Consider the following 22,656-nt stretch of genomic DNA (forward strand, 5'->3'; position numbering starts at 1 on the left):
CGATGACGCATCAAGAAGTAATCCATCAACTACACGGGCTGGTGAGGCGTTTGCGTTGGTTAAACGTGCTCCAGCTGATTCCAGATACCCTGGTCATCTATGGGATTCTCCAGTTGGCCTTTAGCGGGCAAATCGTGACGCTGTTTGAGGCGAGTTTTTCTCGTAACCAAGCGGTTCTCGTGACGGTGCTCTTTGCGCTGATTGACCTCTGTGTGACCGGGATTCGTTACAACGACCGGATTGCCGGCAAGCGCCTGATCAGTCAGCTGAGCGGTCGCCTGACGACCCCTGAAGCCGAATTGATTAAGAAGTTTGAACGTTTTAAGTAAGGAGTGGTTTGGCATGATTACCATTGGGTTGACCACCTGGACGGAGCATCCGGCGTTAATTGGCGGCGATACGCGGCCCGTCACGTTACCGGAGTATGCGGGGCATTTCCCCGTCGTTGAGCTGGATACGCCGTTCTACGGGATTCCTCGCCAGAGCACGATTGAGAAGTGGCAAGCAGCCGTGCCGGATGGGTTTCAATACATTTTGAAGGCCAATCAGGTGATGACCCGGCACGACCGGGATGAAACGTTGCCTGAGACCGAGCGGAACCTGGCCTTTGATCAGTTTCGCACGGCAATCCAGCCGCTGGTCACGCACCAGAAATTATTAACGGTGCTCTTTCAGTTTCCACCGTTCTTCAACCGGACGACGGCGAACATTGAATACTTGCGGCAGGTCCGCGTGTTGATGGGTAACTTACCCGTTGCCGTGGAGTTCCGGAGTCCGAGTTGGTTTGCGACGCCCGAGATGCGTGCAGACGTGTTGGCCTATCTACAGTCGCTGCGGTTCACCAATGTGACGACCGATGAGCCCCACAACTTAAACGATGGCATTCCCTTGGATGAGACCGTGACGACGCCTGACCTGGCAATGGTTCGGCTTCACGGGCGTAACGCCGAGGGCTGGTTCAATCAGGGCCAGAATTGGCGGAAGACCCGCACCCTCTACCACTATTCGGAAGAGGAGTTACAGGATTTTGCGGCCATGGTCAAGCGGCTAGACCAGCAGGCTAAAAACGTCTGTGTGATCTTTAACAACAACGCGGGTCGTGACGCCGCGCCCAATGCCCAGCGACTCCAAGAAATCTTGGACCTGTACTGGCAAAATTTGGCGCCGCAACAACTGGACCTATTTTAACTGAACAAATGAAATGAGGGGGTACGCAGCTGAGTGAATCGGTTGGGTACTTTTGTCTTTTTCAATAGCTAGTTTCACCACAAAATCCTGGGTTAGCGCTATGGCTAAACCGGGGTTTATGCTATACTTGATTAGAATTTATCATGAATTTTAACCCGATAATAACGGAATAATTTAGAGCGAGGGAAGGCTTTTATTTTATGGCAGACAAACCAAGTTTTTACATTACAACACCGATCTACTACCCATCTGGGCGGTTACATATCGGGAACTCTTACACCACGATTGCTTGTGACACGGTTGCGCGTTACAAGCGTAGCAACGGTTATGACGTTTTCTTCTTGACGGGGACCGACGAACATGGTCTGAAGATCGAAGACAAGGCCCAATCACAAGGCCAAACGCCACAAGAATACGTGGATGGTATGGCGAAGGGCATCAAGGAACTCTGGAAGACGTTGGAAATTTCTAACGACAAATTTATCCGGACGACCGACAAGGAACATGTTGCCGCCGTTCAGGAAGTTTTCGAACGCCTGTTGAAGCAGGGCGACATTTACCTGGGTGAATACGAAGGTTGGTACTCCGAGGATGACGAAGAATACTTTACCGAAACGCAACTCGCCGAAGTCTACCATGATGATAATGGCAAGGTTATCGGTGGGAAGGCGCCTTCTGGTCACGAAGTTTCCCTGGTTAAGGAACAATCGTACTTCTTCAAGATGAGCAAGTACGCCGACTGGCTGTTAGACTTCTACCACAGCCATCCCCACTTCATCCAACCAGAATCTCGGATGACCGAAATGATCAACAACTTCATCAAGCCAGGCCTGGAAGACCTCGCCGTTTCCCGGACGACCTTCACCTGGGGTGTGCCGGTCAAGAGCAATCCCAAGCACGTGGTTTACGTGTGGATCGATGCCTTGCTCAACTATATCACCGCTTTAGGCTACGCCAGCGATGACGAAGGCCTTTTCAAGAAGTTCTGGCCTGCCAACGTGCAAATGGTGGGTAAGGAAATTGTTCGGTTCCACTCCATTTACTGGCCAATCGTGCTGCACGCCTTGGGCATCGAAGCCCCAGACGAATTGTTTGCGCACGGCTGGTTATTGATGAAGGACGGCAAGATGTCCAAGTCTAAGGGGAACGTCATTTACCCTGAAACTCTGGTTGACCGTTACGGCTTGGATGCGCTGCGGTACTACCTGATGCGCGCGATGCCTTACGGAAACGACGGGACCTTTACGCCCGAAGACTTTGTGGATCGCTTGAACTATGATTTGGCTAATGATCTGGGGAACCTGTTGAACCGGACCGTTGCCATGATCAACAAGTACGAAGACGGCAAGCTGCCTGAATTCAAGGCGGGTGTGACGGCCTTTGATAACGACCTCGAAGCCACGGCTGAAACGGTTATCGCCAACTACCATGACTTAATGGACAAGATGCACTTCGCCGATGCCCTGGCTGAAATCTGGAAACTGGTTTCCCGGAGCAACAAGTACATTGACGAAACGGAACCTTGGAACTTAGCCAAGGACGACAGCAAGGCTGATGACTTAGCCGCTGTCATGGCCCACTTAGCTGCCAGCTTACGGGTCATTGCCACGCTGATCAGCCCAGTCATGACCCATGCGCCAAAGGAAATCTTTGCCCAATTAGGCTTAGACCCAGCCACGCTGACCATGACCGACCTCAAGTTGGCCGACTTACCAGCTGGTAAGCAGGTCGTTGCCAAGGGGACCCCTATTTTCCCTCGGATCGACGTGCAAGAAGAAGTTGACTTCATCCAAGGTCAAATGACTAAGTCTGAAAAGACTAAGGGTCGTGCCGCTATGGCAGCGAAGGCTCAAGCCCAACAAGAAGCGGCTAAGGCCGACGTTGCTGAAGACCTGACGCTGAACAAGCCAGAGATTCGCTTCGATAAATTTGAAAAGATTGAACTGCGGGTCGCTGAAATCAAAGCCGTCGACCACATTAAAGGGGCCGACAAGCTACTGAAGTTCCAACTGGATGCTGGGGACCAAGGTAACCGCCAGATCTTATCTGGGATTGCCGAATGGTATCCAGAACCGCAAGAATTAGTGGGTAAGAAGGTCGTTATTGTGGCCAACTTGAAGCCACGGAAGATGCGTGGGGAAGTCAGTCAGGGGATGTTGTTGTCCGCTGAGCATGACGGTCAAGTCGAGTTATTGACATTACCAAGCACCATGGTCAACGGTTCCGACGTCAGCTAGGGGTTTAACCCTCTGGCCACGCCTCCGGGCTGGTGAAAATGGGCCGTGGCGCTGTGGGCGCGCGCCTGAAGCCTGAGAAGCGGTCTTCAGACTTACTTTGAGCCGAAGTTCACGTCTCAAAGATAGCAGTTGCCTAAGCGGTAAACCGCTAAGGCAACTCCCACGGCTGAGCCCATTTTCACCAGCCCTGCGGCTGACGTGGTGTTAACCCGTAGCTCACTGACGTAGATGTTGACAATGACACATGGTGTTGTCAGCACGCCACGTGTAACCTGTGGGCGCTAGGTGTTACGGATTAATTCTTTACTGTGAATCAGCCTAAGAAGCGGGTCCCATGGGCTAAGCTGAGCAGATCACTCAGCTAAGGCCATCGACACAGCTGGTCACTTTGGCCCGCCTCTGGTCACTAATATTGACTGCGTGGCCCATTCTCACCAGCCCTGCGGCTGACATGGTGTTAACCCGTAGCTCACTGACGTCGTGTTAAATGGTACATGGTACTGTCAGCATGCCGCAGGTAGTTTGTGGGTTAGCGTTATAGCATAGTTAGGGCATACAATAAGTCACACGAACAAAATAAAACCATAACCAAAACGTGGGCGGCGGATCGATGAGACGCCGGCTGCGTTTTGTTCGTTTATTAAATCAAACTAGGGTAAAGGAGAATGACGATGAAAATCTTTGATTCGCATACACATTTGAACAGCGAAGAGTTCCTCGATGATGTGCCTGGATTCTTGAAGCGGGCCGCCGATTTGGGTGTGGTCAAGATGACCAATATCGGGTCGAATACGCAGTTGAACGCCGATGCCATCAAGTTGGCTCACCAGTACCCACAGCTGTACGCCGCCGTTGGTTGGCACCCTGAAGATTCCAAGAACTACGATGCCGCGGCTGAGAAGTTGCTGGAAGAACAGCTTGCCGATGACCGGGTCGTTGCGCTGGGTGAAATTGGGTTGGACTATCACTGGGACACGTCGCCACGTGATGTGCAGCGGAAGGTCTTTGCCCGGCAGATTGCGATTGCCAAGGAAGTGGGCAAGCCGATCGCCGTGCATAACCGGGATGCCTTTGAAGACACCTACCAAATTATCAAGGACGCTGACATCAGCGAAATTGGGGGCGTCATGCACAGTTTTAACGGTGACCCCGAATGGCTGAAGAAGTTCCTTGACTTGGGCATGCACATCTCGTATTCTGGCGTTGCTAGTTTCAAGAACGCCCACGAGGTCCACGACGCTGTTCGCGCGACGCCACTGGACGTCATGATGGTCGAGACCGACGCACCTTACCTGACGCCGGAGCCTCACCGTGGCGAGCAGAACGAGCCTGGCTTCACCCGCTACACGGTGGAAGCCATTGCTAAGGAACGCGAGACCACGCCGGAAGAAATTGCGGCCGCCACGTTTAAGAACGCAGAGGAGTTTTACAAAATTAATGAAAAAGATTAAAGAGGTCCTCGTCGTTGAGGGCAAAGATGATACCAAACAAATCAACCGCGCAGTCAACGCCGATACCATTGAGACCCGCGGCTCCGCGATTGATGAGGACACGTTAGCCTTGATTCAGAAATTAGCGGATCAACGCGGCATTATTATTTTCACCGACCCAGACTTTTCTGGGGAAAAGATTCGCAAGATTGTGGCCGAGGCGGTACCCAATGCTAAGCATGCTTTCTTACCCAAGAATGAAGGGCGTCCGGACAAGGCCGGTGGCTCGTTAGGGGTGGAGCACGCCAGTCCCGAAGCTATTCGGGCGGCACTGGACCACGTTTACACGGAAACGACCGCTGCGCCAACCCTGATCACCCACGAAGACTTGATGGCCGCTGGCCTGATTGGTGGCGCGGGCGCCAAGGAACGTCGGGAACAGCTGGGCGAGCTTTTACAAATTGGCTACGTGAACGGGAAGCAGCTTGAGAAACGACTGCGGATGTTTGGGATTCAGCCGGCTGATTTTGCGGCCGCCCTCAAGCAGGTGCGCGCAAAGGAGGATAAATAATGATGAATGAAGTACCCGAAATTGGTTCACCAGCACGGACAAAGGCGATTCTGAACCGGTACCATCTGGTGGCGAAGAAGAGTCTGGGGCAGAACTTCCTGTCCGACCTCAACATCTTGCGGAATATTGTGGCCGCTGGGGATGTCAATGAGCAAGACAACGTGATTGAAATTGGCCCTGGGATTGGTGCCCTGACGGAACAAATCGCCAAGCGAGCTCACAAGGTCGTGGCCTTTGAAATCGACGAAAACCTGTTGCCAGTCCTGGATGAAACGCTGATGGATTACGACAACGTCAAGGTCATCAACCAGGATATCCTGAAGGCCAACCTGCCCGAGGTCGTGGCGGCTGAATTTGAACCGGGTCATCCATTGAAGTTGGTTGCCAACCTGCCGTACTACATCACGACGCCCATCCTGATGGGGGTTCTCCAAAGCACGGTTGATTTCGATGCCATCGTGGTCATGATGCAGGCCGAAGTGGCCGACCGTCTGGTGGCGGAACCAGGGACGAAGGCTTATGGGTCCTTGTCCGTGGTCATGCAGTACCCGGCACACGTCGAGGTCGCCTTCAGCGTGCCGCGCACGGCCTTCATTCCGCAACCGAACGTTGACTCCGCCATCATTCGCTTAACGCCGCGGGAGCCGCTACCAGTTAATCCGTACGAAGACAAAGCCCTGTTTAGTTTTGTTAAGGGATGCTTCGCGCACCGGCGGAAATCTTTGTGGAACAATTTGCAAGGCATCTTCGGCAAGCAACCGGAAGTGCGCGAACGAATTGAAGTTGTCTTAAATCAAACCGGAATTTCGCGTCAGCTACGGCCAGAACGCTTAACGCTAGTGAATTTCATTGAATTGACGAACGCTTTCCACAATGAAGGGCTTATGTAACCCTTACCAACTGTGGATTCTTGCGGTTTGACGGCTGTTGTGGTATAATTTGCAATTTCTGTGAAACGGTGCTATAATTGTTTCACAGAGGTGAAGTGCATGCCAACAAGTTTAGCGAACATTAAGAACAAACTGGACGATCGTATCGGCGAAAAGTTGATGGTGATTGCCCAGGCCGGTCGTAAGAAAACGACAGAGCGGCATGGAATTCTTCGGGAAACCTATCCAGCCGTTTTCGTGGTGGATTTAGACCAAAACGAAAATTCGTTCGAACGGGTTTCATACAGCTATACCGATATTTTAACTAAAAACATCGAAGTTGACTTTGATGAACAATAATTGGGCCAATTAGGCCTTTTTATTTTGTCTAAATTTTTCAGACTGACCTGACCGAAAAGGGTGTGTCAAGGCCGGTAGTGGCGCTTAATCCCGCTAACTACTTGGCTTTTGACACACTCTTTTTATTTTGGCTAAAACCATAGTATAATAGGCTTAATTAGAATTACGAGAACGGTAGGCAACCTACCTAGTAGAATTCAGGTGAGCACATGCAACTGATTGAAAAGGCGCCAGCTAAGATAAACCTCGGGCTCGACACCCCGTACCACCATCAGGATGGGGCGGAGGAGTGGAACATGGTCATGACGTCCGTGGACTTGGCCGACTATGTCGAAATTCAAACGTTAACCAAACACAAACGCATCCGGGTCGCCTCGGATAGCGGTTTTTTACCAAATGATCAGCGGAACCTAGCCTTTCAGGCCGCTCATTTGCTGCAAACAAACTACCACATTGATGAGGGGGTCAATATCCGCATCAAGAAAAATATTCCAGTAGCGGCCGGTTTGGGTGGTGGATCATCGGATGCCGCTGCGGTCCTGCGGGGACTGAATCAGGCCTGGTCGTTGGGGCTGAGCTGGCAGGAACTGGCCGAGCTGGGTCTCCAGATTGACTCGGACGTGCCGTACTGTGTTTACGGACGGACGGCCCACGTCCGCGGGCGGGGCGAGCGCATCACACCGCTGTCGAAGCTACCGGCGGCCTGGGTCGTTTTGGCCAAGCCCAAGGTGAGTGTTTCCACGCCGACGATTCTGCAGCAGATTCGCTACGACAACCTGGAACACCCAGACATTGAGGCGCTGCTGCGAGCTGTCCGGGACCAGGACATCGATGGGATGTGCGCCGTTATGGGCAATGCATTGGAACCGCTCACAGCGCACCGTTACCCCGAGATTACGCAGTTGAAGCAACAGATGATGAAGTTCGGCGCCGATGCCGCGCAAATGAGTGGTACGGGGCCCACGGTCTTTGGCCTGTGTAGCAAGCAGTCACGCGCCCAACGGGTCTTTAACGGCATGAAAGGGTTCTGTCGTGAAGTGTATTTGGTGCGGCCGTTGCCTTAGTTGCTTTAGGGATTAGTTGTTTCTTTTTTAAGTGAATTGATGGTCGTTTAGTACGGGCTATTTTGTTTAGGCCTGGTAACTTGCGTGTGCTATATTGAATGCTAAGGAGGCGAAGCTGGTCATGAAACTTAAAGAAATATATTCATCTGATTTTATCAATCAGTTTGGTGAAAATGCTGATGGCTTTGGTCAATTATTATTGCTTCCCTCTTCTCCGTACATTGATTTAAAAAAAATTGCGGAATTACTGGGTATTAAACTCAATTATGTTCACTTACCAGATAACCATTCTGGGGCATTTGACGAAACTAATCAGACGATTAAAATTAATCAAAATCATCCTGCCACACGCAAGCGATTTACAATCGCCCATGAAATTGGTCATGATGTTTTAGGTCATCATGGGATTTCACTACGTTCAACTGCTCTCGGCTCTTATGAAAGTGTCTTAGAGAAGAGCAATGAGATGGCGGCGAATAACTTCGCAGCGACTTTATTAATGCCAAGAAAGTTATTGGTGAAATTAGTGAAGGAAGCAATTACCCAGTTGGGGTTAGACGATGCTGGGTTAACAAAACAGCAAATTGCTGAAGTGACTAAAATTATTTCTCAAGAATTGGCGGTATCTGAGGAGACAATGACTTATCGTCTTCAGAACGTCAGCATGTTTGTGAAGATGGATGACTATAGAAATATATGATGAGGTTCAGACGCGATTAAAGGATATTCCGCTCTTCACTGAGGCTGAAATTAAAATTGTTGTGAAACCGGATTTACGAGAAAAAGGCGACAGTCAAATTGCGTTAACTAATTTAGCGCAATATAGTGATTTTGATCATTATCATATTGAGAAACTAGTTTATTGCCCGAGTACCGATTCAGATGTTGTTGCATTTGATCAAGTTGCTCAAACTGTTGAAATGATCAATCAGGACCTAGAACATGGAAAAATTGATAACTGGCATATCTTTTACTTGTACAAGGAACTAATTCAAAAGTTAGTTCGGGATAGGAGTGAAGGATATTTTAATTACTTCAGAGGCCAATTTGATGATTGGCCGTTGATCCCCAGCCTATTTCGGGGAAATACCAAAAAGTCCTTCATTAGCTCATACGACAGAATTTATAGTGACATTGCTAAGGAGTACCCTGATATCTTGAGTTATATTCCTTACGACGAAGATCAGGCAGAGGCGCGTGCTGAACAATTAGCGATGCTCCAGCATTACGGTATGCGAACAAGTCTGTTGGATATTACGCAGAATCCATTTATTGCCTTGCAGTTTATGGTTTTGGGATTTGAGACAGCTAAGCACTGGCATTACAGTTCGTTTGACATGTATTGTATTGATGAAGAGAAGCATGCTGAGTCTAATATTTTCGTTGCCGTCGTCAAAAATGACCGTAATAAACGCATTAAAGCTCAGAAGGGAGCCTTTTTTGATTATGATTACTTGAATGACATTCGAGTAACCAATATTCAAAAGATACCGCGACTAAAGATTAGACTAGATTACGACATGAGTGCCATAAGTGATGCGTTACAGAAGCAGCAGACAGAGTTCACAGGTTTGGTAGGATTTTTAAAGGAATCTGAGAAGACAGCTGAGGCTTCAACTGTTGGAATGCAAAATCAACTAGCTGAAAATATTAAGATGATTACGGAAATTCGTGAGAAAAGTCCAGAATTGATTAAAGATAGATTGAGTTATTTGCTGAGTCGAGATATCAGTCATAAGTTACGTGAGTATTTTTATTTGGAAAAGAATCTTTTTCCCGATTTCGATAAGTACATTTCGTATTTGCAACAGCGCAATATTGAACCAACAGAAAGATTAAATCGTTAGGAGCGAAGAGCCATCGATGCAGAGGAGATTTTTCAAGCTATTCAGGATGATCCGGCCAACCAACGCTTTACTCAGCAGGGGATTTTACCCCTCTACCACGTTGAGCCGCAGGCGGAAATCCTCTTGATCAGTCAGGCGCCCAGCCGTCAGGGCCAGGCGTCCATGACCTTCTGGGATGATGCCAGCGGGGACCGGTTACGTGACTGGATGGGGGTCACCAAGGACCAATTTTACAATTCCGGTAAATTGGGCGTGTTGCCCCTGGACTTTTACTATCCGGGCAAGCACGCGCACGGGGGTGACCTGCCGCCACGCAAGGGTTTCGCAGACAAGTGGCACGCACCGCTCCTGGCGTTGATGACCAACGTCAAGCTGACCCTGTTGATCGGGCAGTACGCCCAAAAGTATTACCTCCCCAAGCACGAGAAGACGCTAACGGCAACGGTCGAGCACTACGCGGACTATTTGCCAGAGTTCTTTCCACTGGTCCATCCGTCACCGCTGAATTACGGCTGGATGCATCAGCACCCGTGGTTCGAGGCGTCAGTGGTGCCGGAACTGCAGGTCCGCGTTGGCGAGATTATTTCGTAAAATGGCAAAAGAGGTGTCTGGGAATTTTCCGGATACCTCTTTTTTATAATGAGACGCTAAAAGGTCACACTAGCCAAAACAATCCAAACCAGGATGGCACCGTACAGGAGTCGGTCGCGTTTCGTCAAAGAAATTTGGCGGCGCAGGCGGTCGACCAGGTAAACACCGACAAGCAGGACAAAATCAAAAATCATCACGACGGTCGTTGTAAACGTATTGGGCAGGGCGAACTGGAGAATCATCAGCTTGCTCAGAAGAAACACACCAGCGAGGAGACTGATGAGAACCAGACTATGATGGTATTGCTGTAGTAGACGCATTGTACTCACGTCCCTTTCTTTGCGCGTATCGACTAAAGCTATTGTTAGCTATGCCTATTATGCCGCCGAAGACCAGCGAATGGCTAGTGGGGGCAACGGTCAGTAAAGGACCCCCGCGCAACTAAAAAATCCCCGTACCACTAACGACTCTCGGGTCGCTGGTAGTGCGGGGATTTTTGTTTGAAATTTAACTTAGAGCGTCACAGTGACCGCGTTGCCGGTTAAGGCTGCCTGGGTAACGTGACCATTTTCGTGAACGAGTACGGTGGCTGAACCAGTCAAACCGGTCGTCGTCACAGTCAGTTCGTTGCCATGACGGTCAACGGCGACCTGACCGGCATCCTTCCCTTTTTGATCCACAACAGCAACGGTCGTGGTGCCTTCGTGCATGTCGTAGAGGTGGATGTCGAGATCCTTGGTGAAGTCATAGTCGGCGTGAACGGCCTTAGGATTCCGCAACAGAATCGTGTTGTCGCGGGCCAGGACAGGGAGGTCTAACTCACTGTAGTCCTTGCTGAACCATTTGCCATCGGCGACGTCGTAAACTTCACTGTCGTCAATGATGCTGGTCCACTTGCCGGCTGGCAGGTAGAGGTTGACGTGGCCTTCATGGTTGAAGACGGGGGCAACCAGGATTTGGCTTCCCAACATGTACTGGTTATCCAGGGTGTGGGCGGTGAGGTCTTCGGTAAAGTCGAACCACATTGGCCGCATCAGCGGATTGCCGTAAGCCGTGTTGTGGGCGGCTTGGGTGTACAGGTAAGGCATCAGGGATAGTTTCAGGTTAACGAACTTCCGCGTGTTTTCAACGGCTTCGTCATCGAAATTCCATGGGACCCGGTAAACGTTGCTACCGTGGTAACGGCTGTGAGAAGACAGCAGGCCAAATTGGGTCCACCGCTTGTACAGGTCGGCGGTTGGCGTGTCGGGACCGTCTTCGAACCCACCGATATCGTGGCTCCAGAAGGCAAATCCGGAACTCAGGAAGGACAGCCCACCATGTAAGGTGTCGGCCATGTTCTTGAAGGTCGACAGCGCGTCACCACCCCAGTGAACAGGGAACTTCTGCGAACCAACCGTAGCGGAGCGGGCAAAGACGACCGCTTCATCTTCACCCTTGGCAGCGACAATCGTGTCGTAAACGGCCTGGTTGTATTGCAGGGTGTAGTAGTTGTGTTCGCGCTTGGGATCGGAACCGTCGAAGAAGACCGCATCGTCCACTGGAATTCGTTCACCGAAGTCGGTCTTGAAGCAGTCCACGCCCATGTCGATCAGCGCCTGGAGCTTGCCTTGGTACCATTTAACAGCGGCAGGGTTGGTGAAGTCGACAAAGGCGTTGCCGGCTTGCCAGAGGTCCCATTGCCAGATATTGCCATTTTCGCGTTTGACGAAGTAGCCGTTCTTCTTGCCCTCTTCAAACATCTTCCCCTTTTGGGCGATGTAGGGGTTGATCCAGACACAGACCTTGATGCCGCGGTCATGAATCTTCTTGATCAAGCCTTCAGGGTCGGGGAACTCGTCGCGGTCCCATTCCATGTTGGACCATTCAAAGCCCTTTTGCCAGAAGCAGTCAAAGTGGAAGACGTCCAGTGGAATCTCGTGGTCCTTCATGCCGTCGATGAACTTCATGACGGTTTCTTCACTGTAATCAGTGGTGAAGGAGGTCGTCAGCCAGAGGCCAAATGACCAGGCAGGTGGCAACTGGGTCTTACCAGTTAATTCCGTGTAGCGGTGAAGAATCTCTTGCGGCGTTGGACCGTAGATCACGTAGTACTGTAGAGATTGGCCCTCGGTACTAAATTGAACGCGGTCAACGTTTTCGGAAGTGATTTCAAAGTCGACGGGTTGTGGTTGGTCCACGAAGACCCCGTAGCCGGCATCCGTTAAGTAGAAGGGGATGTTCTTGTAAGATTGTTCGGAGGCCGTCCCACCATCTTGGTTATCGATGCGGACTTCTTGGCCGTTCTTGATGAAGTTACCGAAGCGTTCGCCCAGGCCATAAACCTTGTCGTCCACGCCAACGTTCAGTTGTTCACGCATGTAGTCGATGTTGGTGTCCTTGTCGTGAATCACGCCTTGGGCCTTGTCCAGCGACTGGGTCAATAGGTGATCACCATGTAAGAAGTCTAATTGGAAGGCTTGCTTAAAGGGGATGCGGGCGGTCAGCCCACCCGTGGCAAAGGTCAGCTCGTCGTCACCCGTGGTGATGGCCACGTCCGGATTTTGATTGGCAATATGGTAGGAAGGCCCCTGCGTATCCTGATCGAAGTGGGTCAGCTTCACGCCAATCACGCCTTCAATCGGGGAGGTCAGGTCAATCGTACTCATCCCCAAGTTCAGTTCATCGCCACGTTCATTGATGAATTTGAAGGGGGCGTACAGCGTTAACTGTCGGTCCGTCTGCTTGTAATCGAAAACTTCTCGTGGTGAGTCAATCTGATATTGTGGCCGGTCTAACCAATAGCCATTCGTAAACTTCATGGGTAAACACCTCTTAGATTTTTTAGAAAATTGAATTTCTTAATCGACACCAACAGTGTACGTGGATTTGATTTAAATGTCAACGCTTTCATGAGAAGAATTTGGTTAGTCTGGGAGCGGTGGGACGCCTATAGAGGTAAGAAAAAAGAGCCGCTGAAACGACAACCGGTTGCACTGACCAATTGAAACGAAATGGCTGTGTAGTGCTGAATCGCCACGATAATGGTTCTAGACCAATTAACCGAAATTTTAAAAATTAACTGCTAAACTAGGCCCGGTCTGGCTGGAAACCACTATAGATCACTGCTAATTCGTTCAACCTCTAAAATTGTCGTTAACAACTGAAAGCGGTTACAGTAAACTGTGATTTGAAAATTGAATTTTCTTGAACGTCGACGGTTCAAACGCAAGACAATTGATTCAACCAAATAATGAGGTGTGTACTTATGAGTGAAAATGCTCCTAAAGTCGCGGTTGCCGAGAAGAACATGGTGCCGTGGAACGAACGAATTGCCTATAGCTTTAGTGACTTTGCCTGCAACCTGTCCTTCCAAATGGTCGGGACGTACTTAATGATTTTCTACACGGATACGTTTGGTATCAGTGCCGCTGCAGTGGGGACGTTGTTCCTGGTCGCCCGGATTGTGGATGCCTTTGATGGGCCATTCTGGGGAATCATGATCGACCACACGCATACCAAGTGGGGTAAGAGCCGACCGTACTGGTTATGGTTCTCGATTCCGTTTGCGGTCTTCTGTGTGTTAGTCTTCACCACGCCAAATATGAGTCTGACCGGTAAATTGGTCTGGGCCTACGTGACTTACATTGGGGTCGACGTGCTATACTCAGCCGTTAACATTCCCATTACTTCGATTTTGCCATCATTAACCAGCAATCCCCAAGAACGGGTCACGCTATCCACGATTCGTCAATTCATGGGAACGGCCGGTGCCACCATTATTACCGGGATCACGTTGACCATGGTTGCCTTCTTCGGCCACGGCTCAACCACGAGTGCGCGCGGCTGGTTCATCTGGGCCTTGATTGTCGGAATCATTGTGGTCATCATCTTTGGGTTCGTCTTCAAGAACACGACGGAACGGGTCCAAACCAAGAGTTCTCGGCAATCTATTCCAATTAAGGAATCTCTGAAAGCCTTGAAGCGCAACTGGCCTTGGGCCATCATCATCTTCATTAATTTCATCTACTGGATGGGGATGCAGACGCGGTCTCAAGTGACGGTTTACTTCTTTAAGTACAACATGCACGATGCCAAATTGGCTTCCTTTGTACTGAGTTTACAAATGGTTGCGCTGGTCGCCGTGGTCTTAACGCCATGGACGTCCAAGCTGATCGGTAAGCGGAACACGATGCTCGGTGGGATGATTCTTGCCGTGGTCGGTCAATTACTCTTGAGCCTGGGTGCCACGCATCTGAGTGTCCCAATGATTATCTTCGCCACCATCGTCGGTTACTTGGGAACTGGGTACGTTTCCGGTCTGATTGCCGTGATGTTAGCCGATGCTGTGGACTACGGGGAATGGAAGAACGGCGTCCGCGCCGAAGGAATTGTTACCTCTTTCTCTAGTTTTAGTGCTAAATTAGGTATGGGGATTGGTGGGGTCATCACCGGTTGGATTCTGACCGGGAGTGGCTACGTTGCCAACCATACGCAATCGGCTGCGGCCTTACACGGAATCGAATTGAACTACATTTGGGTTCCTCTGTTGGGCTTCGCACTTTCCGGAATTGCTTTGATGTTCTACCACGTTGATGGCATTGAAAAACAAATGCAAAGTGAGTTAGCAGAAAAGCACGCCCGTGAAAATGCAGAGGACGGCGAATAACTAGATAAAGTGAGTGAACGGCATGATTATTAATAAGGACGTGATGCGTGATCACAACGAACGGTCTGTCCTGCAGACCATCGTGAATCACGGACCGATTTCGCGGTCAGAAATTTCTAAATTGTTGGGGCTAAACAAGGTCTCGGTGTCAGACATCGTGGGCACGTTTAGCGACCGCAAATTAGTTCTGAGTCAGGGTGAAGCCACCTCCAATCAGGGGAGTGGTCGGCGCGCCGAACTGGTGGCCTTTAACGCCACTTACGGCTACATCATCAACTTTAGTATCTCCGGTGAAAAGCTGGAAATGCTGGTGACCCAGCTGGATGGGCGGGCCCTGGAATACAACGAAAGTCCCATTAGTCACCTTGCCGTGAAGGAAATCGTCGCCAAGATGGTCGACATGATTGGCCAATTGCCGAGTTTTAAGGCGGAGAACGGCCTCCAAGCCATCTCCATCGCCATCTTCGGGGTCGTTTATGAAAATGAAATCGTGACGTCGCCCTTCGTGGACTTCGCGGACTTCGACCTGGTCGGCTACTTTAAGCGCCGCTACCACGTGCCCATCATTTTGGAAAACGAGGCCAATCTGGCCGCCGTTTTCGAACAAGACTTCAGTAAGCAGGAATTGCAAAGCATTGTTGCCATCAGTATTCATGAGGGTATCGGTGCCGGCATTCTGGTCAACAAGCAGCTCTACCGGGGAAATTACGGGCGAGCCGGTGAGGTCGGGCACATCATGATTCAGGACACGGGGCGGAAACGCCAGCGCTTAGCCCAGCTGCCAAGCTTTGATGAGGAGTGGTCGGAAACGGCCCTGCTCAAGAAGGCGGCCCAGATCAAGGGCGTTGCACAGATTACCCTGCCGGAGTTGGTCACAGCGGCCAATCAAGATGACCCGGAGATTTCCGGGCTGATTGAGGAGCTGTGCTACCACCTGGCCATCGTAACCAGCGATTTGATTGTCGCCTACGATCCGCAGATGATTTTCTTCAACTCACCGTTGGTTGAACAATTGCCTGAAATTTTAAAGAACATTCAGATGAAATTGAGCTTTATGCCATTGGTCCCGCCACTGGTGATGTCCAAGGATGTGAAGTATGCCACCTTACTGGGTGGGGCTTCCTTGGCGATTCATGAGGTGTTGGCGATGCCCGGCACGCGGCTGATTTTTCACCATTAGCACCAGCAAAGTGGTCCGCAAGCTCATTCTTGGGTTTGCTGGGCCGCTTTTCTTTTTTAGATTGGTTTGGGGATTGGGTTGTGTTTAGTTGCCGCCTGCGGCCTCTGGGTACTCCGCCTTCTGTGGGGCACGCTTGCGGCCTGAGGGGCGGTCCTCCAGCTCGGTTTGAAGCCGGAAGTCCGCCGTCTCCAAACACGTCCCATGCTGTAAGTCCGGGGAAATTCGCCCGAACTAACACCATCGACACAGAAGACTGCGTCCCCAGCTGCCTCCGACTCTTGACGGCGACCCGACCAGTCTCGTTGGTTCGAGGATTTGGGTTGTGGATGACTTGCCGCCTGCGGCCTCTGGGTACTCCGCCTTCTGTGGGGAGCGCTTGCGGCCTGAGGGGCGGTCCTCCAGCTCGGTTTGAAGTCGGAAGCCCGCCGTCTCCAAACACGTCCCATGCTGTAAGCCCGGGAAAGTTCGCCCGGACTAACACCATCGACACAGAAGACTGCGTCCCCAGCTGCCTCCGGCTCTTGATGGTGGCTCGACCCAACTACTGGTTCGGGGCTCAACAAACCAGTCGGGGTGGGTTCTGGATGTGCCGGTTTGGCAGGTGCTTGCGCCTTGAATGGTTTAAATAATTGTGAATCGGTACATCAGATTAGCTAATTAATGTGTCAGTGTGATGAACAGAAATCAAAGCTGTGATGAAAGTGAGGCGTCCATGTGAGTGACCAGAGGCGGGCCAAAATGCCCAGCTGTGTCGGTGGTCTTAACTGAGTGGGCTTCTCAGTTTAGAGCACGGGACGACCTTGGAAACTCGCGATTTTTAGCGAGGTTTCAAGACGAGGCGAAAGCCCGTACCTCAGGCTGAAACCGGCCCCATAGCAGGGCGTTTTGAGACCGCCGCCGGGAACGGATGGTCACACTCAGTTTCACCCTGCCCACCGCGAACCGGTCTCATTTTTCTCGCCCAGTAAGGCGGCAGTAAAAGACAATATAACTATGTAAAAAGTATTATCAAGGAGGAAATTATTTTGACGAAGAAGAGTTTTCCAGCTGGATTCCTATGGGGCGGTGCCGTTGCGGCGCACCAAGTTGAAGGCGCTTACGATGTTGGTGGCAAGGGACTCAGCGTGGCCGATGTCATGACCGCGGCAGGGAACCGCGACGAACGGCGTATCACGGCTGGCGTCCAGGCGGGGGAGTTTTACCCCAACCACGAGGCCGTGGATTTCTACCACCGTTATCCCGAGGACGTGAAGCTGTTTGCCGAAATGGGCTTTAAGAGTTTTCGGACGTCGATTGCCTGGTCGCGGATCTTTCCCCAGGGGGATGAACTGGAACCCAACGAGGAGGGCCTAGCCTTTTACGACCGGCTCTTTGATGAATGCCACAAGTACGGGATCGAACCCGTCGTGACCCTGTCTCATTTTGAAATGCCTTACCATTTGGTAACCGAATACGGTGGCTTCCGGAGCCGCAAGACCATTGCATTTTTCACCCGCTTTGCCCGCGCCGTCTTCACGCGTTACCAAGACAAGGTGACCTACTGGCTGACGTTTAACGAAATCAATAACCAAACGAACTATGACCGGGCCTTTACGCTGTTCACCAACTCAGGGATTCAGGTCCAACCCGGTGAGGACGCCGAGGCGGTGATGTATCAGGCCGCCCACTACGAGGTCGTCGCCAGTTCTTTGGCCGTGCAGATTGGCCACAGCATCAACCCTGATTTTCAAATTGGGGCGATGGTGGCCTTCTCGCCCGTCTATCCGGCCAGCGACAAGCCACGCGACGTCTTCAAGGCTCAACGCGCGATGCAGGCGCGGTTCTGGTTCTCGGACGTGCAGGTCGAGGGGCAGTATCCAACTTGGCTGACGCAGTATTTCCAGAGCAAGCAATTTGACCTCGACATCACGGCGGCCGACTTGGCGAACCTGAAGAAGGGGACGGTCGACTACCTGGGCTTCAGCTACTACATGTCGTTTGCCACGCAGGCCAGTGACCATGAGGACGACCAATTTTCCTATAATGAAGCCACTGATTTGGTGACGAATCAATTTGTGCCGCAATCGGATTGGGGCTGGCAAGTGGATCCACAAGGCCTGCGCTACGCCCTGAACTGGATGAACGACCGCTACCACCTGCCACTCTTTGTCGTGGAAAATGGGATTGGCGCCATCGATGAGCTGACCGCCGACCACCAGGTGCACGACCAGTACCGCATTGATTACCTGCATGACCACATTGCCCAAATGGCGCTGGCCATCAACGAGGATGGTGTGGACGTCATGGGCTACACACCTTGGAGTGCCATCGACATCGTGTCGGCTAGTACCGGGCAGTTGTCCAAACGCTACGGCTTCATTTACGTGGACCGCAACGACGATGGCAGCGGGAGTTTGGCTCGCTACCGTAAAGATTCCTTCTACTGGTACCAGCGCGTGATTGCGACCAATGGCGTGGACCTTGAGATGACGGTGGGTGACGCAGATGACCAACCAAGCTGAACCACTACTGGTCATTGATATCGGCGGCACGACCGTCAAATACGGCGTGTGGGCGGACGACCAGTTGCGGCAGAAGGACCGCTTTGATACGCCCGCCAGTTGGCCGGAACTTTTGGCAAAATTAACGACCGTCAAGGACAGTTTTGCGTTGCCATTTGCTGGCGTGGCGGTGAGCTTGCCTGGTGGTGTCGATACCGTCGTTGGAAAAATTTCCGGGACCAGCGCCGTGGACTACCTGAATGATTTTCCCATCAAGGCGACGCTGCGGACGGCCTTTGGCGTGCCAGTGACGATTCAAAATGATGCCAACTGTGCCGCTTTGGCCGAGTCCTGGCGGGGCAATGCTAAGGACGTGACCGATACGCTATTTCTAATCGTCGGCACCGGAGTCGGTGGGGCCGTGACCCGCAACGGCGAGTTGATCACGGGCCAAGACCACTTTGCCGGGGAGTTCGGCTATATGGTGATGACCCCGGCCAACGAAACGTTGAGTCAGCTAGGCAGTCCCGTGCGGATGGCCCAGCGCTATCAGCGGTTGCGGGAGTTGCCCACGGCCATGACCGCGGAGGACGTCTTTGACCTGGCCAACAACGGCGATACCCTGGCCCAACAGTGTGTCGGCGATTTGCTGAACTGGTTGAGTCTGGGCGCCTACAACCTCTACGTCGGGCTGAATCCGCAACGCCTGTTAATTGGCGGCGGCATCTCGGCCCGGCCAGGATTTGTGGCCGACCTGCAACGTCGAATCCAGCACCTGATGCACCAACAGCGCGCCGCACTAACCGCCGATGTTCGGCCTTGCTTATTCTTAAACGATGCCAATTTGATTGGGGCCGTCCGGCAGTTTTATTTGGAAATGGGTGAATGATTTAACAAGAGCAAATGATTGTATTGGCCACCGAAGTCGCGCATAGTCTCGGTGGAGGTGAGCACTATGGCTGTAGATGGCCTGAACCTATTGATAGATAAGCAGTTAGCCGACAAAGTAGATGGTATTCTCGAGGCTAATAACCTGACGATGGAAGACCTCATTAAGACCCTGTACGCACAAATTAGCACGGAAAAAGCCGTTCCCGACCTAACTGCCTTTGTCAAAAGTCAGTTAGCGAGTACTGAAACGAAATAGTTAAGACGACAACTCACCCGATATTTTTCAAGTGAATTAGTGGCACCAGCGACAAATTTTCGGTACAGTAAGGGTAGAACATTGGCCAGGGATTGTGGCAATCACAGCTGTGTGATTAGTTAGCAAAAGCAACAAGAGCTGGACCAATGACCTGAATGAGCGGCGACGGGAGAAACAGGCGTTGGTCGTAGGAATCGTGGAAATGCATCATCAATGTTAGTGACTAGAGGTAGGCCAAGGTGCCCGGCTGTGTCGGTGGTCTTGACTGAGTGATTTTCTCAGTCTAGAGCACGGGACGACCTGAGAGACTGGTGGTTTTCCAGTCTTTCAGGCGAGGTGTAGGACCACTCCCCAGGCCGGAACCGTTCCCCACAGCAGGGCACCTTGAGGCCGCCGCCGGGAACGGCAAGCCGACACCACGATTCATTTTCACGATTTCGGAGACAACGCCGGTTTAGCCCGGATCAAGCAGATTAAGTAGAAATGGGGTAGTGATGATGAAGACTTGGCAAAAGGTCGTTGGTGGCGTGGCCGCACTGTCTGCGGTGGGGGCCGTGAGCGTGTTAGGTGCCGCAGCCGGCCTGTATTTGTCGGCTACGCGGTCCTATGCCCGCAGCCGGCAACAGTCAAAGGAACGAGCCATCAGTGAAAATACGGCGGCCGACAATGTGTGGTACTTGCGGCACAATCCCGTCGAGTGGACGCAGACCAGTCAAGATGGCCTGTGTTTACGCGCGAGCTGGATTGCGGCGGACCAGCCGACGACCAAGGTCGCTATCCTGGCCCACGGTCTCGGCCACGCTCGGGAACAAATGATTCCCTGGGCGCGCGCCTTTCATGACTGGGGTTACGCAGTTTTGATGCCGGACGCTCGGGCACATGGCGAAAGCGACGGCCATACGATTGGCTATGGTTGGACGGACCGACACGATTATCAGGGCTGGATCAACCAGGTGATTGCACAGAATGGCAACGACAGTCAAATTGTCATGCTGGGCATTTCTATGGGCGCAGCGACCGTCATGGCCACAGCTGGAGAAAACCTGCCAAGTAACGTCAAGGCCATCATCGCTGACTCGGGCTACGCGTCCGTCTTGGGCGAGGCCCGTTTCCGGATGCGGCATGAATTTCACGTGCCAACCCAACCGACGCTAGCGATTGCCGACCAGTATTCCCGGTTGGGCGATTACCGCTTGGCGGACGGTGACATTGCCGGGCAGCTGAAGAAGAGTCAGATTCCCCTGCTCCTGATTCAGGGCGCCAAGGATGAGACCGTGCCGATTGAAAACTTGGACTTGCTCTACCAAGCAGCGGCCGGTCCCAAACAGAAATACTGCGATCCGGATACCGCCCACATTGCGACGCGGGAGGATGATCCGGTGGCCTATGATCAGTTGGTCGCGGATTTCTTAGCGCCGTATGTTAAATAGAAAAAATTGGTGTTGGACGTGTCTGCCCGTTGTTAGGGGAGCACGTCTTTTTTTGCCACCAAATTTTGGGTTGACGGCCACGCATTTCGGCGGTATTCTACGATTAATTTAATTTCTGTTTGGTTCGAGGTCCAGTGAGACCGGCCAAACGTTTTCAGCAAGACATTAACGTATCACGGGAGGATATTATGTCGACAATTAGTGTGCAGTTACCCGGGCTTGATTTGAAGAACCCCATCATCCCAGCGAGTGGGACGGCGGCTTACGGTCAAGGCCTGGCCCAACATTTTGATTTGAATGAACTAGGCGCACTGGTGATTAAATCCACGACGCTAGAACCCCGCCTGGGTAACCCCAAGCCCAACGTGACGGAAACGCCGGCGGGGTGGATGAACGCCATCGGGCTGACCAATCCCGGTATTGAAGCCGTGATGGCGGACCGCTTACCATGGTTGGCCACGCACTACCCAGACCTACCCATCATTGGGAGTGTGGCCGGCAGCACGTTTGCCGAGTACGTGGCGGTGGCTCAGCGGCTGACCCAGGCGCCCAATGTGCACGCCTTAGAGATCAACATTTCCTGTCCCAACGTGGCGGCCGGGGGATTGGCCTTCGGCACGGACCCTAAATTGGTCCAAGACCTGGTCACCCAAGTGGTGGCGGTGGCCACAAAGCCGGTTTACGTTAAATTAACGCCGAACGTGACGGACATCACGGTGATTGCCCAGGCAGCGGTCGCGGGTGGGGCCAGTGGCCTGACGATGATCAACACGTTGACCGGACTCCAACTGGATTTAACTACCCGGCAACCGACCCTGAGCAATGGCACGGGCGGCTTGTCTGGCGCGGCGATTCATCCCTTAGCCGTTCGCATGATTCACCAGGTGCGCGCCGTGACGGACGTGCCCATCATCGGGGTCGGCGGCGTCATGCGCCCCGAAGATGTCATCGAATTTTTCCTGGCGGGGGCCAACGCCGTGCAGGTCGGGGCGGCCACGTACGGCAACCCCTGTGCCTGTCGCGACATTGCCCGAGCATTACCGGCAACGCTGGCGCAATACCACTTACCGGACCTGATGACGTTGACGCGGGAGCAGGCGCAGCGGGGGTAATAGTATTGAAGATTGTGTTCAACTAAATGAGTGATTAACCCCAAGTCAGTCCGCCAACCGGGCTGGCTTTTTACATTTGTGCAAAGTTTCCACCCCGCCGCCCGAAAGCTGTTGACAAGTTTTCAATTTCTGGTAAACTACTAAACGGTAATCATTACTGTTTACATAAAGGTATGTTTGTTTAAACATTCTGGTTAGTATGCCTATTCGTGTCAGAATAATAATCGTGCGAATGGTTAGTTAGCTTATCTGTTGTCTAGCGTTTACCGACCTAATGGTGAAGAAGAGCACCAGAACTTAAGCGACACTCAACACTGATTCTTGATTGGTGCGCTACCATAGCCGCAGGCAGCCAGGGATGGAGTCAGCGAGGTGGAAGCCCGCTCTTTGGCTGGAACCGGGCCCCACAGCAGGCGGAATCCCTGAAGGCCGGAGGCGGCTAGGCGGAGGAACGATTCACAGGCTGGAACCGTTCCCCACAGCAGGGCACTTTGAGCCCACC

20 protein-coding genes are annotated in these 22,656 nt (G+C 52.1%); 18 read left to right on the forward strand and 2 right to left on the reverse strand.

Going from position 1 to position 22,656, the window contains the following annotated elements; all coding sequences use genetic code 11:
- The first annotated feature begins 2 nt into the window (after nt 1-2).
- The 11 genes from JUF22_RS12375 (at nt 3) to JUF22_RS12425 (ending at nt 10,157) form a co-directional block, all read left to right on the forward strand.
- Nucleotides 3-329, forward strand: coding sequence for a hypothetical protein (locus JUF22_RS12375; protein WP_203646717.1), 327 nt, complete (start codon nt 3-5; stop codon nt 327-329).
- Nucleotides 330-342: 13 nt separating this feature from the next.
- Nucleotides 343-1,188, forward strand: a complete 846-nt coding sequence (locus tag JUF22_RS12380; RefSeq protein WP_203646719.1) for a DUF72 domain-containing protein — start codon at nt 343-345, stop codon at nt 1,186-1,188.
- Between the two features lie 200 nt (nt 1,189-1,388).
- Entirely contained in the window at nt 1,389-3,425 is a 2,037-nt protein-coding gene (metG, locus tag JUF22_RS12385) for a methionine--tRNA ligase (protein WP_203646720.1), read from the forward strand.
- A 671-nt stretch (nt 3,426-4,096) separates the two neighbouring features.
- Nucleotides 4,097-4,876 carry a TatD family hydrolase gene (locus JUF22_RS12390; protein ID WP_203646722.1) on the forward strand — a complete coding sequence of 260 codons (780 nt, stop codon included), beginning with the start codon at nt 4,097-4,099 and terminating at the stop codon, nt 4,874-4,876.
- Nucleotides 4,863-5,426, forward strand: a complete 564-nt coding sequence (gene rnmV / locus JUF22_RS12395; RefSeq protein ID WP_203646731.1) for a ribonuclease M5 — start codon at nt 4,863-4,865, stop codon at nt 5,424-5,426. Before JUF22_RS12390 ends, rnmV begins: the two co-directional genes overlap by 14 nt.
- 2 nt (nt 5,427-5,428) lie before the next feature.
- Nucleotides 5,429-6,316 (forward strand): 16S rRNA (adenine(1518)-N(6)/adenine(1519)-N(6))-dimethyltransferase RsmA, encoded by an 888-nt coding sequence (rsmA, locus tag JUF22_RS12400; RefSeq protein ID WP_203646879.1) that lies wholly within the window; start codon nt 5,429-5,431, stop codon nt 6,314-6,316.
- Between the two features lie 99 nt (nt 6,317-6,415).
- Nucleotides 6,416-6,655, forward strand: coding sequence for a Veg family protein (locus tag JUF22_RS12405; protein ID WP_125765455.1), 240 nt, complete (start codon nt 6,416-6,418; stop codon nt 6,653-6,655).
- A gap of 209 nt (nt 6,656-6,864) precedes the next feature.
- The gene (gene ispE, locus JUF22_RS12410) at nt 6,865-7,719 is read left to right on the forward strand and encodes a 4-(cytidine 5'-diphospho)-2-C-methyl-D-erythritol kinase (protein ID WP_125765456.1); all 855 of its coding nucleotides are present in this window, start codon (nt 6,865-6,867) and stop codon (nt 7,717-7,719) included.
- Between the two features lie 121 nt (nt 7,720-7,840).
- Entirely contained in the window at nt 7,841-8,419 is a 579-nt protein-coding gene (locus tag JUF22_RS12415) for an ImmA/IrrE family metallo-endopeptidase (RefSeq protein ID WP_203646733.1), read from the forward strand.
- Nucleotides 8,400-9,566: an FRG domain-containing protein gene (locus JUF22_RS12420; RefSeq protein WP_203646735.1), complete on the forward strand. Its 1,167-nt coding sequence runs from the start codon at nt 8,400-8,402 to the stop codon at nt 9,564-9,566. The genes JUF22_RS12415 and JUF22_RS12420 overlap by 20 nt, the downstream gene beginning before the upstream one ends.
- Nucleotides 9,567-9,578: 12 nt before the next feature.
- On the forward strand, nt 9,579-10,157 hold the full coding sequence (locus JUF22_RS12425; RefSeq protein ID WP_203646881.1) for a uracil-DNA glycosylase family protein: 579 nt from the start codon (nt 9,579-9,581) through the stop codon (nt 10,155-10,157).
- A gap of 56 nt (nt 10,158-10,213) precedes the next feature.
- Here JUF22_RS12425 and JUF22_RS12430 read toward each other — a convergent pair whose 3' ends face one another.
- Both JUF22_RS12430 and yicI read right to left on the reverse strand, forming a co-directional pair.
- Entirely contained in the window at nt 10,214-10,477 is a 264-nt protein-coding gene (locus JUF22_RS12430) for a hypothetical protein (protein WP_203646737.1), read from the reverse strand.
- A 192-nt stretch (nt 10,478-10,669) separates the two neighbouring features.
- Nucleotides 10,670-12,958 (reverse strand): alpha-xylosidase, encoded by a 2,289-nt coding sequence (yicI, locus tag JUF22_RS12435; protein WP_203646743.1) that lies wholly within the window; start codon nt 12,956-12,958, stop codon nt 10,670-10,672.
- A 446-nt stretch (nt 12,959-13,404) separates the two neighbouring features.
- On the opposite strand from yicI, the gene JUF22_RS12440 reads away from it, so the two are divergent.
- The 7 genes from JUF22_RS12440 (at nt 13,405) to JUF22_RS12470 (ending at nt 22,154) form a co-directional block, all read left to right on the forward strand.
- A complete protein-coding gene (locus JUF22_RS12440) occupies nt 13,405-14,805 on the forward strand; it encodes an MFS transporter (RefSeq protein WP_203639446.1) in 1,401 nt (466 codons plus the stop codon).
- Nucleotides 14,806-14,827: 22 nt separating this feature from the next.
- On the forward strand, nt 14,828-15,985 hold the full coding sequence (locus JUF22_RS12445; protein ID WP_203646745.1) for an ROK family transcriptional regulator: 1,158 nt from the start codon (nt 14,828-14,830) through the stop codon (nt 15,983-15,985).
- Between the two features lie 1,025 nt (nt 15,986-17,010).
- On the forward strand, nt 17,011-18,486 hold the full coding sequence (locus JUF22_RS12450; protein WP_308439819.1) for a 6-phospho-beta-glucosidase: 1,476 nt from the start codon (nt 17,011-17,013) through the stop codon (nt 18,484-18,486).
- Nucleotides 18,470-19,354 (forward strand): ROK family protein, encoded by an 885-nt coding sequence (locus JUF22_RS12455; RefSeq protein WP_203646884.1) that lies wholly within the window; start codon nt 18,470-18,472, stop codon nt 19,352-19,354. The genes JUF22_RS12450 and JUF22_RS12455 overlap by 17 nt, the downstream gene beginning before the upstream one ends.
- A gap of 66 nt (nt 19,355-19,420) precedes the next feature.
- Nucleotides 19,421-19,612: a hypothetical protein gene (locus tag JUF22_RS12460; RefSeq protein ID WP_203646747.1), complete on the forward strand. Its 192-nt coding sequence runs from the start codon at nt 19,421-19,423 to the stop codon at nt 19,610-19,612.
- 497 nt (nt 19,613-20,109) lie between these two features.
- Nucleotides 20,110-21,042, forward strand: coding sequence for an alpha/beta hydrolase (locus JUF22_RS12465; RefSeq protein ID WP_203646749.1), 933 nt, complete (start codon nt 20,110-20,112; stop codon nt 21,040-21,042).
- Nucleotides 21,043-21,230: 188 nt separating this feature from the next.
- On the forward strand, nt 21,231-22,154 hold the full coding sequence (locus tag JUF22_RS12470) for a dihydroorotate dehydrogenase (protein ID WP_203646757.1): 924 nt from the start codon (nt 21,231-21,233) through the stop codon (nt 22,152-22,154).
- Nucleotides 22,155-22,656 lie beyond the last annotated feature (502 nt).

Origin of the sequence: Levilactobacillus lanxiensis, assembly GCF_016861655.1 — a bacterium.
GTDB classification, from domain to species: Bacteria; Bacillota; Bacilli; order Lactobacillales; family Lactobacillaceae; genus Levilactobacillus; species Levilactobacillus lanxiensis.